This is a genomic window from Coprococcus sp. TF11-13, from assembly GCF_003481085.1.
GTDB classification, from domain to species: domain Bacteria; phylum Bacillota; class Clostridia; order Lachnospirales; family Lachnospiraceae; genus Coprococcus; species Coprococcus aceti.
In genome coordinates, this window is record NZ_QUKK01000004.1 from 74716 (window position 1) to 88831 (window position 14116).

A 14116-nucleotide genomic window follows, 5' to 3' on the forward strand; every position below is an offset into this window, starting at 1 on the left:
CTTCCAATCATTTTATAAAGAAAAGGCGGGGACTTCTCACATAGTGAGGGTTCCCGTTTTTTTTATGACTTAAATTTCCTTACAAAGAAGTTTAGAATGGAATAAAGATATGAGTATTTGTTATAATGTACATACATTTGGTGTGGATAAGGAGTAATGCGATATGGAGAACGAAAAAGAATCTGTAAAAGTACTTATAGTGGACGACGAGCAGGACATCAGAACGTTGCTCAATATATATCTCAAGAGACTTGGATACGATGTTGTGGAGGCTGCCGATGGAGTTGAGGCTGTCGAGACCGTGCGTGCGGACAAGGACATCGATCTCATAGTTATGGACATAATGATGCCAAAGCTTTCAGGTACTGAGGCATGCCAGCAGATCAGAGAGTTTTCATCTATCCCAGTCCTCTTCTTGACGGCGAAGACGAAGGAGCCGGATCAGAACGAGGCATACGATGTGGGTGGCGATGATTTCCTGGCAAAGCCATTCACCCAGAGCGAGTTTAACCGCAAGGTGAATGCTCTTATCAGAAGATACAAGGTGTACCGCGGAAAATCAGAGACCGATCCAAAGAATATCTCAGTCGGCAATATAAATATTGACTCATTTAAGAGGATTGTGATCAAGAACGGTGAGGTCATCAAGCTCACCGACAAGGAGTATGCACTTCTGTTCTTCCTGGTGGAGCACAGAGGAAAGCCATGGTCACTCGAGGCACTCTACGAGAATATATGGCAGGAGAAGTATCTTCCTTCATCTTCCAACACGGTCATGGTACACATACTCAGACTCAGACAGAAGATAGAGGACAACTCAGCGCAGCCTGAGATCATTAGGACCATATATGGAAAGGGATATCAGGTAGACTGATATGAAGATGCCATTTAAGCGGACACTCAGGGTAAAGCTGTTTGTGATCATACTGCTTGGGCTAATATTGTCCATATCGGCTTTTTTTGCAGGAGCATTTGCACTGAACAGCTACATGAAAAATGTATACATGAGTGACACGAATACACAGAAGAGATCCGCCAGACAGATCCAGAGCTTTGCTTCATATGTGACCAGCCATTCCATAAAGGCTACGGATACGCAGGCACTCAGGGCATGGCAGGAGCAGCACGACAATGTGTACATACTGATTTATAACAACAATGATATAGTATTCGACTCTGACTGGATGATAGAGAAGAAGGGCGCATACAAATATGTCATAACGAATTCGGAGACTGGTGAGATAATCATTCTGTTACAGGACAACTATGGAAATATCAGAAAGATCAAGAGGAAGGCATCCTCGAGCGGCGAATCCCAGAAGAAATCCGATGCGGTGACCGCGGATGAGGGAGCTTACTACGGCAATTCCAGCATGCTGCGAGGAGACCTCAATGAATTTGACTACGATTTCTATCCTGTGCTATTCAAGGATGGAGTGTTTGATGTCTGCATAGTTGACTATTCGGATGATACGATCAAGGATGTCGGAGAGATAGCGATATTTGTCATATGCTGTATCCTGTTCATCGGTGTGATAATAGTCTATTTCGGAAGAGAGATAGGCAGAATGAGACGCCTCACAAATGAGGTCATGGATATCAAGGATGTGGATATCAATGGGCCGATAACAATACACGGTCAGGATGAGATCTGTATGCTGGCGGAGAATGTAGACACCATGAGGCAGACCATTATTGAGCAGCTCAGCAGGGAGCGTGAGGCATGGCAGGCGAACAGTGATCTGGTCACAGCCATGGCCCATGATATAAGAACTCCGCTCACAGTCATGGCGGGATATCTGGAGCTCATGCAGAACAAGGAGTATTCATCCCAGAAGGAGCTTGACGAATACATAAGGATAAGTGCTGAGAAGGCGGAGCAGCTCAGGACGATGTCGGACAAGATGTTCAGATACTTCTATGTATATTCAAAGGGCGGTGAGGATCTCAACATGGAGATGTTCCCGGCGGGGCCGTTCCTTGACCAGATGCTTGGAGAGTATGTTGTGCTCCTGGGCGAGAATGGATATCAGTTCGACATTGATATCTCGGACAAGGAAGCCGAAATTTACGTTGATCTTCAGGGTATGAAGAGGATAACCGACAATGTATTTACCAACATCAGAAAGTATTCGGACAAGTCCAAAACTATAGATATAAGGGTATATATAGACCGGAGAAAGGTAAGAATTTATTTCAGAAATTATATAAATCCAGAAGGTGGCAAGGCGGAGAGCACACACATAGGAACATTGACATGTCAGAAGATGGCGGAGGAGATGAATGGATCATTCACGACCTGCAGAAAGGGCAAGGTGTATGAGGCGACACTTACACTGCCTAACATGTTGGATAACGATGACTCACATGTTCCGACTCAGGGACTTACAGCTATACTGTCACGCAAATAATAAACGGAGATCCTCTGTACACAGTTCAGAGAATCTCCGTTTTTGTACATAGAAAAAAGCAATGCTACACATTATACCGATAGAGGAAAAAACAGGAGGAACAGATATGAATATATTATTTTATGATACAAAGCGTTATGACATGGAGTCGTTCGATGCGATAAAAGATCAGTACGACAAGCTGACCATAGATTATGTGGACACAGATCTGTCGGTGAAGACCGCAAGACTTGCAAAGGGGTATGACGCCATATGTGCATTTGTCAGCTCGGATGTGAGTGCACCCGTTGTGAATGCGCTGAGTGATGCAGGCGTGAAGCTTATACTGATGAGATGCGCGGGCTTCAACAACGTGGATATGGATGCGGCAAAAAAATGCGGTATAACTGTGATGAGGGTTCCGGGCTATTCGCCTGAGGCTGTGGCGGAGCATGCGATGGCACTTGCCATGGCGGTGAACAGGAGACTGCACAAGAGCTATATAAAGGTGAGGGAGAACAACTTCAGTCTGGTCGGACTTACAGGCATGAACTTCTACGGCAAGACAGCCGGTATCGTCGGAACCGGTAAGATCGGGGCTGCCATGGCGAGGATATGTCATGGATTTGGAATGGATGTGATCGCTTACGATATGTATAAGAATCCGGACCTTGATTTTGTCAGATATGTGGAGCTCCCTGAGCTTCTGGCGGGATCTGATCTTATATCGCTTCACTGTCCGCTGACAGACGAGACCTACCATATGATAAATGAAGAGACCATTGGCATGATGAAGGATCACGTGATCCTGGTGAATACCTCCAGAGGTGCACTCATCAAGACCGACGATCTCATAGCTGGGATCAGAAGCAGAAAATTCTTCGGAATCGGGCTGGATGTATACGAGGAGGAGACTCCAAATGTATTTGAGAACAGGGAGGATGACATACTGGAGTCCTCGATCACTGCGAGACTGTTGTCATTTCCAAATGTGATAGTGACGTCTCATCAGGGATTCCTTACAGAGGAGGCACTGGAGGCGATAAGCAGGACCACTCTGGACAATGCCATGGATTTCCTTAATGGGTCTGTAAATGAATCGAATATTGTGTTATGATGTGATGACAGGATATTGTGAGAGAAATTGAGGTTGACTATATGAATATAAATGAGGTTTTTAGCGGGCTTGATAAGCTGTTCGCAGAGAACAGACTGCCGGAGGTGGAGAGATACCTTACCCAGGCACTCAGCGATGCTGAATATGAAAAGGATACTGATTCCATGCTTGCGATATACAATGAGCTTATCGGTTTTCACCGCACCACGGGAGAACACGACAAGGCACTGTATTTTTGCAGGCAGGTCATGAGGCTCGCTCATAAGATGGGGATTGAAGATACAGTTCCATATGGAACCGCTCTCATGAATATTGCAAATGAGAACAGGGCTGCAGGTAACCTGTTGGAAGCCCTGTCCTATTGCAGGAAGGTGTATGACATATATTCGGAGCAGCTCGGTCCATATGATATATTGCTGGCGGGTTATTATAACAACGTGGCGCTCATTTATCAGGAGCTTGGCGATTACGACAAGGCTGTTGATGCACTGGAGCACGCGCTCAGCATCATAGAAAGACATGAGAATGCCGGTACGGAGATTGTTGCCACATATGCCAATCTCGGCGAGAGCCTTCTCAGGGCAGGTCGGCTCAAGGAAGCTCAGGACAAGCTGACGGAGGCGGTGCGCAGATATCAGCTCAAGGGTGTCAGAGGATATCACTACAGTGCTGCGCTGTCTGCTGTTGCAGAGGTGTGGTACAGACAGGAGGACTACCAGCAGGCACTCAAATTTTATCAGCTTGCGGCAGAAGAACTCTACAGTGTCTATGGGGACAATGATACATACAGAGTTATAATGAATAATATAGAGACGGTAAAGGCGAAGCTTCAGCAGCAATGATAACAGGGAGGAAGTGGAAGAGCTTCCTCCCTGTTGCGTATGTAGACAGATAATCTGAAGGATGGGAGAACGAGATGAATTATAATGACAAGGTAATGGACGTTATAGATGAGGTGAAGAAGGTCGTCATAGGCAAGGACGTGTGTATTGCCAAGATAATGGCGGCGATAATCGCAGGCGGTAACATTCTCATGGACGATGTACCGGGAGTCGGCAAGACGACGATGGCTCTTGCATTTGCAAATGCAATGGGGCTCCAGACCAAGAGAGTCCAGTTTACACCGGATGTCCTTCCGGGAGATATAACGGGATTTACGATGTACGACAAGGCGACAAATCAGTTTGTGTACAGACCGGGTGCTGTTATGTGCAATCTGTTCCTCGCAGATGAGATAAACAGAACATCTCCAAAGACACAGTCGGCACTTCTCGAGGTTATGGAGGAGGAACATGTGACTGTGGATGGAGTGACATATCAGGTTCCGGATCCATTTATAGTAATTGCCACGGAGAACCCTATCGGCAGTGCCGGAACACAGCTTCTTCCTGATTCCCAGCTCGACAGATTTATGGTGTGCCTTAAGCTGGGATATCCATCCATAGAGAGCGAACTGGATATAGTTAAGGGAAGGACCTCCGCTGATGGCTTTCAGGATGTAGAGCCTGTAATAGGTGCATCTGAGCTGCGGCTTATCAGGGAGGAAGTAAAGCATGTCAAGGTCAGTGATGACGTGTATTCTTATATAGGCCAGCTTGTTGTTGGAACCAGAGAGAATCCTAGCCTTGAGCTAGGAGTGAGTCCAAGAGGAACGATAGCCCTCACCAAGATGGCGAAGAGCTGGGCATATATAAGCGGGAGAGATTTTGTCATACCTGAGGATGTGCAGATGGTGTGGACGGACGTCATAAGACACAGGATAGTCTTAAGTGCCAAGGCAAGGGTGAACCACATAACACAGGAGGCTGTGCTCAAGGACATAATGGAGAGGGTGTACAAACCGTCGGTTAGACGAAGAAGTTCGGCGAAAAAGTAGCATGAGATTTGGAAGCGTGTAGTGGTAGGATGTCGTATGAGACGAGGAATATTGTATATTGTCCTGATAGGGGCATGTGTATATATAGGAATAATCAATAAAGAAAAATCATACTTTTTCGCAGCGGTGATCATGACTGCTGTCATGCTGAGTCTTATAGCCGGGCTGATCGTGCGATACATAAGAACCAGTGTTAAGATGCAGATGAATATACCTGTGGTTGAGAAGAACAGTACATTTTGTCCGGAACTTGCGGTATCTGTCACCGGTGGTCAGGTACCCCATGTGGCAGCGGTGTTCAGTGTTCTTGCTCCGGGTATGAAGAAAAAGAAGAAGAGTACATTTGAACAGATAGATGACAGGTATGGAAAGTGCGTGGGAAAGATGAAGCTGGATGTCAGCGGAAGATACGAGATAAAGGCATCGGGCGTCAGGATATATGATGCTTTCCATATTTTCTCAATCAGGAAAAAGGTTGGTGGAACGGCGTACATTTACGTATTGCCTCAGTGCTATCTCGTTCCGGTGGAGGTCACGAAGAACACAAGAGATTTTGTGACGGACAGTGATGTATATTATTCGGATGTGAGAAGCGATGACTCGACCGAGGTGTATCAGGTGAGAGAGTACAGACCTGGAGACAGGATGACCCGTATCCACTGGAAGTTGTCGGCCAGACAGGATGAGATAATGGTCAGGGATACATCAAAGGCATTGTCGTGTCCGGTCATCATCTGTATGGATCTCGATGGAAGAAACTGCCGTCACTATGGACAGGCAATGTCTGTTGCGCTGGAATCCATGGTATCGGTGAGCTTTTCACTGATAGATGTTAAAGTCCCTCACTTTATAGCGTGGTATGATCCGGAGGAGATGTCCATAACGAGATACCGCATAGTCCGTGAGGAGGATGTGTACGATGCCGCTGCAAGGTTGTCGTATGTGGATGCCAGGACAAATGACAGCTACGATGTGATAGGAATGTACAGAGAGAGATACAGAGGTGAGGATTTCACAAGCTTCATCGACATAGACATGAATGGCAATATAGAGTGTGGAGATGAAAGTTTTCAGGTGGGATTTGAAACCATAAAGGAGGATCTTGCAAAATCCTATATCACGGTGTAGATTCTCCAGGCATCATCATAGAATTACAGAGGTGTGGAATTGAGAGTTGTTTTGGGACTGGCTGTATGGGCGTTGTCGCTTGGTATGACATACCTTGTGGGCGATATCGCATACAGCTCGGATATAAATAAATATATGGACTCCACCAATCTTGTGGGTGCGTATATCATAGGAAGTCTGGTGATAGCACTGGTTTATTCTCTGTGGTACATTTTGAGAAAAGAACAGAGGATACTGGATATTGTGGTTCCGGTTACTGTGTTGCTGGGATGGGGGCTTGCCAGAAGAAAGCTGCTCTATGCCGGAGGAAAGGGCATGGTATACAGCATAGCATATGATCTGAAAAAGGTTTATGGGATAAAGACAGGACTCATAGATCTTGACTATGTCAGCGTGAGTGCTGTGACGGAATTTGTGCTTTTTATAGTGGCGGTGTCAATGTTCTTTGCCACTTATATGATATACAGGTGTAACAGTCTGATGATAGCTATCGGACTTGCATTTTTGTTTATGCTTGCTGGCGCAACACTCAGTGTACCTGTGAGTGCACCCGGAGTAGTGCTTACTGTATTGTCACTTATCGTGGCGAGATATGTTCTCATGAGAATGGGACAGCCGCTGTCGGTGGTGTGGAACATTGCAGTTCCTGTGACGGTATTTGCCGCGTGCCTTGTTGTCACCATTCTTGTATATGACAGCGTATACGACAGAGGTGTGAAGGAACAAGGGAAACTGCTCGACATGGTGGACAACATGGAATATTTTCTGTCGGGGGAAAGTAACAAAGGATATTCAGGTTATTATAAGGTGGATGATTCTGAGGTCAATCCCGGTGATGAAGTTGTGGATGAGATAATCAGGGAGGATAAGCCTCAGGGAAATCTCTACGTCAAGTCGAGAAGCTATGTTACATATGAGAATGGGTCGTGGCACGGAAGGGCGGATGGACACAGCCCTGATGATGAGGTCATGGTGTATTATGATAAGGATACATTTGCAAGATACGAATCAGAGATACAGGGATATGCGACAGATAAGAAGTTTTCCAATGAGGTCATGGACAAATTGGTGACATATATAAGACAGCATATGTCATATACCACAGCACCAAAGAAATTTACCGAGGGTGAGGATCCGGTCAACAGTGCGATGTATGACGTTCATGAGGGATATTGTGTTCACTTTGCTTCTGCGGCGGCGGTGGGCTTCAGGATACTGGGAATCTCCACCGTGTATAATACAGGTTATGTGGTGCCGTCGTCTGCGTGGATAAAGCAGTCGGATGGAACATACCGTGCGGTGGTTCTGGATAAATACAGTCATGCGTGGATTGAAGCGTACAGTGAGGATGCCGGTGACTGGGTGATCGTGGATGCCACACCGCTTGGAGACAGGGCGGATACTTTGGGGATACCGAAGGAACCGGATTACAGCGGTGATAATACTGCGGACAATTCATCGGATGATACAGAGGAGCCGGAGACTTCTGAGGAGACTTCAAGTCCGGATGTAACAACGGAGGCGACAACTGATTCGACAACCCAGATGTCAGAGAATACAGAAGTCACTACGGAGATGGATGGTGATTCTTCAAATGGCACAGGAGAAAATGGCAATCAGGTCGATGTCCCGAATGATGGCAGTGGAGATGCGCAGTCGGGATCACCAGGGGATGCCGGGGATGGTCTGTCGGAGCTTGTACAGAATAGAGTGTTCAGAACAGTCGTTGTTGTGCTTGCCGTGATACTGATATTGTGGGGCGCAGTCATCTTCAGAAGAAGGACGATAGTTGCGCGCAGGAGACGCAGGCTTGTGGGAAGAAACAGGATATCAGCTATATACGAGATGTCCACGGCGATGTATGATATGATGGTGTTTTCTGGTGCCATAGAGAACGTCAGTGAGAACGACACGGAGTATGCCGACACTGTCACGGAGTCGTGCAGCTTTATAAAGGGCGATGAGTTCACAGAGTTTATAAAATGGGTTCAGGCTGCTGTATACGGACGCGTTGAGCCGGATGACAGGCAGATCGCGGCTGCCAGAAAGCTGTATACAAAGGTAAGGGCATACACATATCTTGGCCTTGGGTTCAAGGACAGATTTGTGTGGAAGTATGTAAAGTGTTACGACTGCGGAGGACGCAGAAGGAAGAGATAACATAATTTGTCACGAAAGAAGTAGTATTTAAGATGGAATTTAGAAAAGGGTTAAAGGATGGAATACCGATAGCACTGGGGTATTTCGCAGTAAGTTTTAGTTTTGGTCTGCTGGCGGTAAAGGGCGGACTCACAAGTTTTCAGGCGGTCATCATAAGCCTGACAAATGTAACCAGTGCGGGACAGTTTGCAGGACTCAAGATTATCCTTGCAGGGGGAACGCTGGTTGAGATGATACTCACCCAGTTCATAATCAATCTGAGATATTCTCTCATGAGCCTGTCACTTTCACAGAAGCTTGGGGAGGCAGTTGGAATCAAGGAGAGACTCGTAATAGCATTTGCAAATACTGACGAGATATTTGCGGTGGCGATGGGCCATGTGAAGGAATTGACATTTGGGTATATGATAGGACTTCAGCTCCTTCCGATAGTCGGCTGGACGGGCGGAACGCTGTTCGGTGCGGTGGCATCCGGGATCCTTCCGAAGTCCATCAGCAGCGCATTAAGTTTGGCACTCTACGGAATGTTCGTTGCCATAGTCATGCCGGTCGCTAAGAAATCGAGACCGGTTGCCATAGTTGCGCTTGTGGCGGCAGTCATATCATGCGTGCTGTATTACGTTCCGATATTCAAATTCATATCGACGGGAATCGCCATAATCATAAGCACTGTGGCAGCGTCTGTGATCGGAGCTATATTCTTCCCTGTGGGAGCTGAGAAAGAAGAGGTGCAGTGATGAATATATACATATATATAATAACCATGGCGGTTGTCACTTACCTCATAAGAATGGTGCCGCTGGTGGCGTTCCGCAAGAAGATAGAGAACAGATTTGTCAATTCATTTCTATATTATGTGCCGTATTCGTGTCTCACGGCGTTGACACTTCCGTCCATTTTATACAGTACGGAGAGTATTATAAGCGCTGTGTGTGGATTTGCGGTAGCACTCATACTTGGAATCAAGCAGAAGGGACTTATAGTAGTTGCCGCTGCGGCATGTGTGACCGTGTTCGTGGTGGAGTGGATATTAAAACTGATGTAGAAATCTATGATGTCTGGAGATTTGGACCGGATGGCTGAATATGATAAAACGATAAGAAGGAGGTAAGCAGGAAATACCTGTGTATGATATATGAGATTTCCGAAATTTATAAAAAGGGGCGATGCGATAGGTTTCGTTGCGCCATCATTTGGCTGTGATACAGAGCCGTATAAGACTGCATTTGGCAGAGCGCAGGAGAACTTCAGGAATATGGGTTTTGGTATACAGATCGGGCCAAATTGTTATACCGGTGATGGCATAGGAATCAGCAACAAGCCGGAGCTGTGCGGTCAGGAGATAAATGACTATTACACATCGGAGAAGAACGATGCACTCATATCCTGCGGCGGCGGAGAGCTCATGTGCGAGATACTTAACTATGTTGATTTTGACAGACTGAGGGCAGCAGATCCGAAGTGGTTTATGGGATATTCGGACAACACAAATCTCACATTCCTGCTCACGACATTGTGCGATACGGCGTCCATATATGGTCCGTGTGCGGCGGCATTTGGACAAGAGCCGTGGCACCGATCAGTTGCGGATGCTATGGCGGTCCTTCAGGGACAGAAACTGTCATTTGCCGGATATGACGGATGGGAGAAGGAATCCCTCAGGGATGAGGAACATCCATTCTTGCCATACAACATCACAGAGCCAAGAGTGATAAAGGGCTATCCTGAGAAGTTCCAGGTGAGCGGGCGAATGATAGGCGGCTGCATGGACTGTCTGGTGAACCTTATAGGAACAAAGTTTGACCATGTTGGCGAATTCCTTGAGAGATATAAGGATGATGGATTTATCTGGTTCCTCGAGTCCTGTGATCTGAACGTCATGTCCATAAGACGAGCCATGTGGCAGATGGACAACGGCGGATGGTTCAGATACTGTAAGGGCTTTATGATCGGCAGACCGCTGCAGTTTGGACAGGAGATGATGGGCCTTGACCAGTATCAGGCTGTGCTGGGAATCATAGGAAAATACAATGTGCCTGTCGTGATGGATGTGGATCTCGGACATCTGTCACCGATGATGCCTGTGGTATGCGGCAGCATGGGAACTCTTATGGTGGACGGCCAGGATATGAGTCTTTCCATGGAAATGAGGTAGAGAGAAGTCTGTTGGCTGTTTGATTGGCTGAAAAAGGCTGAAAATGGTTGAAAAAATAAAGGCAAAAAAATAAAAAATACTATTGTGAAAAAAAATATATCGTGCTACACTAGGTGGCAGATAAGACAAAGGCATAGACGGAAAGAGTAGTGTGGTGGATGCATCCAGAGAGAGCTGCATATGTGAATCGGACTCAGATATGAATCAGACGTGAGCCAGAACATATGGTGGGAGCAGCTTATGATATATCACATGAAGACCACTCCCGAGCCGTGCGCGATATAAGCGTCACCGCGTAGCTGCGTTAAAGGCATAATTGAGTTAAAAGTTAAGGTGGAAACGTGCATACGCACCCTTAGATAGATTATATCTAAGGGTGCTTTTTTAGTTGTTACATGCAATTTATTTTCACTTTATAAGAAGTAAGAAGGAGAACTGACATGGTTAATTTCAAAGAAGACGAACAGCTTAAGACACTGAATCATTCCTGTGCACATCTTATGGCACAGGCTATCAAGCATCTGTACCCACAGGCAAAGTTCTGGGTAGGACCGGTAGTTGCAGAAGGATTCTACTACGATGTAGATCTCGGCGATGACGTTATCAGAGGCGAGGAAGATCTCGCAGCCATCGAGAAAGAGATGAAGAAGGTTGCCAAGAGCGGCAAGAAGATCATCCGCAAGGAGATATCCAAGGAAGAAGCTCTTGAGATGTTCAAGGATGACGAGTACAAGCTCGATCTTATAAATGGACTTGAGGATGGAACGATCACATGCTATGAGCAGGGTGATTTCACAGACCTCTGCCGTGGACCTCACGTAGACAATGTAAAGCTTTGCCGTAACTTCAAGCTCATCAGACATTCAGGAGCTTACTGGAAGGGCGACAGCAAGAACAAGGTTCTCCAGAGAATATATGGTGTGTGCTTCCCTACAAAGGAGGAGCTTGAGGAGCATCTTCAGTTACTTGAGGAGGCAAAGGAGAGAGACCACAGAAAGATCGGCAAGGACATGCAGCTCTTCATGGTCGATGACCTTGTAGGACGTGGACTTCCAATGTTCCTTCCAAAGGGATATACAGTATGGCAGGAGCTTGAGAACTACATCAAGCGCAAGGAGAGAAAGCTTGGCTACCTCCACGTTATGACACCTTGTGTAGGTACAGTAAACCTCTACAAGACATCAGGTCACTGGGATCACTACAAGGACAACATGTTCCCGGCAATGGAGATGGAGGGAGAGTCATTTGTACTTCGTCCAATGAACTGCCCGCACCACATGATGATATATGCAAACAAGATGCACTCATATAAGGATCTTCCTATCAGGATCGCTGAGATCGCACACGACTTCAGATTTGAGGCAAGTGGTACACTCAAGGGTATTGAGAGAGGAAGACACTTCTGTCAGAACGATTCACATATATTTGTGACACCAGACCAGATCGAGGAAGAGTTTGCAGGAGTTGTTAAGCTCATATTTGACACATACAAGGATTTCGGAATCACAGATTACAGATGCGTACTGTCACTCCGTGACCCAGAGGACAAGGTAAAGTATCACGATGACGATGAGATGTGGAACAAAGCAGAGAATGCACTTAGAAAAGTTCTTGATGATATAGGAATCGATTACACAGAGGAGATCGGTGAGGCTGCATTCTACGGACCAAAGCTTGATGTAAATGTTAAGCCGGCCGTAGGAAATGAGTATACACTCTCGACATGTCAGCTCGACTTCTGTCTGCCAGCTAAGTTCGATCTGAAGTATATCGACAAGGACGGCGAGAAGAAGACACCTGTAGTTCTCCACAGAGCTATCCTTGGATCTCTCGACAGATTCATGGCTTACATCCTTGAGGAGACAAAGGGCAATCTGCCAACATGGCTTGCACCTGTACAGGTAAGAGTTATGCCTGTAAAGACAGACAACGAGGATCTTATGGCTTATGCTCACAAGGTTGTTGATGCCCTTGATGCCATCGACGTTCGTGTAGAGCTTGATGACAGAGCAGAGAAGCTTGGTTATCGTATGCGTGAGGGTCAGGTTCAGAAGGTTCCATACCTTCTCGTAATCGGATTCAATGAGGCTGAGAACGGAACAGTATCATACAGACTCCACGGTGAGGCTGACACAACAGTTCTTCCACTTGACGAGTTCGTACAGAAGATCGACACAGAGATCAAGACAATGGCTCACAAGTAAGAGCGAAAATTTTACACCACAGGTTCACTTACCCTGTCCGCAAGGACAGGGTATTATTTTTGTAAATAAATGCATAATTTGAGGGAGGTATATGATCTCTGTGAAAAATATGGTGAATAAATAGATAACAGGTATTATATGTACCGTGAGGAACACGGATTTGAGATGCCGGAAGATGTGTTCCCTAGGGATGGTGTAAGGCCGTATGTTGAGAAAGTTGTACGGATTTTGAAGTCAAAATATAAAAATATAACAAAAGCATGTATATATGAATCCCAGCTGCCCTGCTGGAAATCATATATACATGCTTTTATGCTTTGATATGGTAAATGTGCTTTAAATGCAATAGTTATCTGCCGCCTCAGGTCTTTCTGCCACAAGGTCAGCGATGGTGGTGGTGTCTACCACGTCCCGGATCGCTTTGTCCAGTCTGCGCCAGAGACCTATGGTGGAGCATCTTGCCTCGCGTTCGCACTGGAATTCATCTGCATCAAGGCACGCAACAGGAGATATGCCGCCCTCAGTGAGCCTTAAAACCATTCCAACTGTTATGTCCTCCGGTGCTTTCCTTAGAAGATAACCTCCCTGTGGCCCTCTGGTGCTCTTCACCAGCCCGCCGGAGTTCAGCACAGAAGTGATCTGCTCAAGGTATTTCTCGGATATTTCCTCCTGTGCGGCAACATCCTTTATGCTCACTGGCTTGCCGTCTGTCCTCGATGCTATATTTATAAGAAAACGCAGAGCGTAACGCCCTTTTGTGGATACTTTCATAATATAAACCTCCCAAATGCCTGTATTTACTGATGATTTTACATCATTTACATGTCTATTATAACATCTGAAAAAAAACAATCAAGATAATTCATAAAAAACCTATTGACAAAGTGGGAATTAGGCTGTAATATACAGCTATGCTTAATTCATAGTTTCCGAGTAGGAATTATGTGAAAAGTAAAAATAATCACAGAAATGATACGATCAAGTCAAATTTCAAAGACGAAAATCGAGAAAGAGGTGTTGATATGCTGGGAAGTACATTTAAACCACAGTACCTTAACGAAGACAGACGAATGTGTTTCATAGAAG

General features: G+C 46.0%; 12 protein-coding genes. 11 read left to right on the top strand and 1 reads right to left on the bottom strand.

The window, feature by feature from the left end; all coding sequences use genetic code 11:
* The first annotated feature begins 163 nt into the window (after positions 1–163).
* The 11 genes from DXD11_RS08150 to thrS all read left to right on the top strand — a co-directional run bounded on the left by DXD11_RS08150 (position 164) and on the right by thrS (position 13030).
* Entirely contained in the window at positions 164–874 is a 711-nt protein-coding gene (locus DXD11_RS08150) for a response regulator transcription factor (protein ID WP_015534035.1), read from the top strand.
* Position 875: 1 nt separating this feature from the next.
* Positions 876–2411, top strand: coding sequence for a HAMP domain-containing sensor histidine kinase (locus DXD11_RS08155; protein WP_118758156.1), 1536 nt, complete (start codon positions 876–878; stop codon positions 2409–2411).
* A 106-nt stretch (positions 2412–2517) separates the two neighbouring features.
* Complete coding sequence (locus DXD11_RS08160; RefSeq protein ID WP_015534033.1) at positions 2518–3507, top strand: 2-hydroxyacid dehydrogenase; 990 nt, start codon at positions 2518–2520, stop codon at positions 3505–3507.
* 41 nt (positions 3508–3548) lie between these two features.
* A complete protein-coding gene (locus tag DXD11_RS08165) occupies positions 3549–4349 on the top strand; it encodes a tetratricopeptide repeat protein (protein ID WP_015534032.1) in 801 nt (266 codons plus the stop codon).
* A gap of 74 nt (positions 4350–4423) precedes the next feature.
* The gene (locus tag DXD11_RS08170; protein WP_055224553.1) at positions 4424–5383 is read left to right on the top strand and encodes an AAA family ATPase; all 960 of its coding nucleotides are present in this window, start codon (positions 4424–4426) and stop codon (positions 5381–5383) included.
* Between the two features lie 36 nt (positions 5384–5419).
* Positions 5420–6511: a DUF58 domain-containing protein gene (locus DXD11_RS08175; RefSeq protein WP_055224555.1), complete on the top strand. Its 1092-nt coding sequence runs from the start codon at positions 5420–5422 to the stop codon at positions 6509–6511.
* Between the two features lie 39 nt (positions 6512–6550).
* Positions 6551–8671, top strand: a complete 2121-nt coding sequence (locus DXD11_RS08180; protein WP_118758157.1) for a transglutaminase-like domain-containing protein — start codon at positions 6551–6553, stop codon at positions 8669–8671.
* A 32-nt stretch (positions 8672–8703) separates the two neighbouring features.
* A complete protein-coding gene (locus DXD11_RS08185; RefSeq protein ID WP_118758158.1) occupies positions 8704–9408 on the top strand; it encodes an AzlC family ABC transporter permease in 705 nt (234 codons plus the stop codon).
* Positions 9408–9716, top strand: a complete 309-nt coding sequence (locus tag DXD11_RS08190) for an AzlD domain-containing protein (protein WP_004851383.1) — start codon at positions 9408–9410, stop codon at positions 9714–9716. Before DXD11_RS08185 ends, DXD11_RS08190 begins: the two co-directional genes overlap by 1 nt.
* A 90-nt stretch (positions 9717–9806) precedes the next feature.
* Positions 9807–10826 carry a S66 family peptidase gene (locus tag DXD11_RS08195; RefSeq protein WP_118758159.1) on the top strand — a complete coding sequence of 340 codons (1020 nt, stop codon included), beginning with the start codon at positions 9807–9809 and terminating at the stop codon, positions 10824–10826.
* Between the two features lie 440 nt (positions 10827–11266).
* Positions 11267–13030, top strand: a complete 1764-nt coding sequence (gene thrS / locus DXD11_RS08200) for a threonine--tRNA ligase (protein WP_022216928.1) — start codon at positions 11267–11269, stop codon at positions 13028–13030.
* Positions 13031–13366: 336 nt separating this feature from the next.
* Here thrS and DXD11_RS08210 read toward each other — a convergent pair whose 3' ends face one another.
* Positions 13367–13801: an RrF2 family transcriptional regulator gene (locus DXD11_RS08210; RefSeq protein WP_015534027.1), complete on the bottom strand. Its 435-nt coding sequence runs from the start codon at positions 13799–13801 to the stop codon at positions 13367–13369.
* Between the last annotated feature and the right edge of the window lie 315 nt (positions 13802–14116).

Coding starts and splice junctions, on each gene's coding strand:
- DXD11_RS08160 (WP_015534033.1), top strand. CDS start 2,518: ATGAATATATTATTTTATGATACAAAGCGTTATGACATGGAGTCGTTC.
- DXD11_RS08150 (WP_015534035.1), top strand. CDS start 164: ATGGAGAACGAAAAAGAATCTGTAAAAGTACTTATAGTGGACGACGAG.
- DXD11_RS08175 (WP_055224555.1), top strand. CDS start 5,420: ATGAGACGAGGAATATTGTATATTGTCCTGATAGGGGCATGTGTATAT.
- DXD11_RS08210 (WP_015534027.1), bottom strand. CDS start 13,801: ATGAAAGTATCCACAAAAGGGCGTTACGCTCTGCGTTTTCTTATAAAT.
- DXD11_RS08155 (WP_118758156.1), top strand. CDS start 876: ATGAAGATGCCATTTAAGCGGACACTCAGGGTAAAGCTGTTTGTGATC.
- DXD11_RS08185 (WP_118758158.1), top strand. CDS start 8,704: ATGGAATTTAGAAAAGGGTTAAAGGATGGAATACCGATAGCACTGGGG.
- thrS (WP_022216928.1), top strand. CDS start 11,267: ATGGTTAATTTCAAAGAAGACGAACAGCTTAAGACACTGAATCATTCC.
- DXD11_RS08190 (WP_004851383.1), top strand. CDS start 9,408: ATGAATATATACATATATATAATAACCATGGCGGTTGTCACTTACCTC.
- DXD11_RS08170 (WP_055224553.1), top strand. CDS start 4,424: ATGAATTATAATGACAAGGTAATGGACGTTATAGATGAGGTGAAGAAG.
- DXD11_RS08165 (WP_015534032.1), top strand. CDS start 3,549: ATGAATATAAATGAGGTTTTTAGCGGGCTTGATAAGCTGTTCGCAGAG.
- DXD11_RS08195 (WP_118758159.1), top strand. CDS start 9,807: ATGAGATTTCCGAAATTTATAAAAAGGGGCGATGCGATAGGTTTCGTT.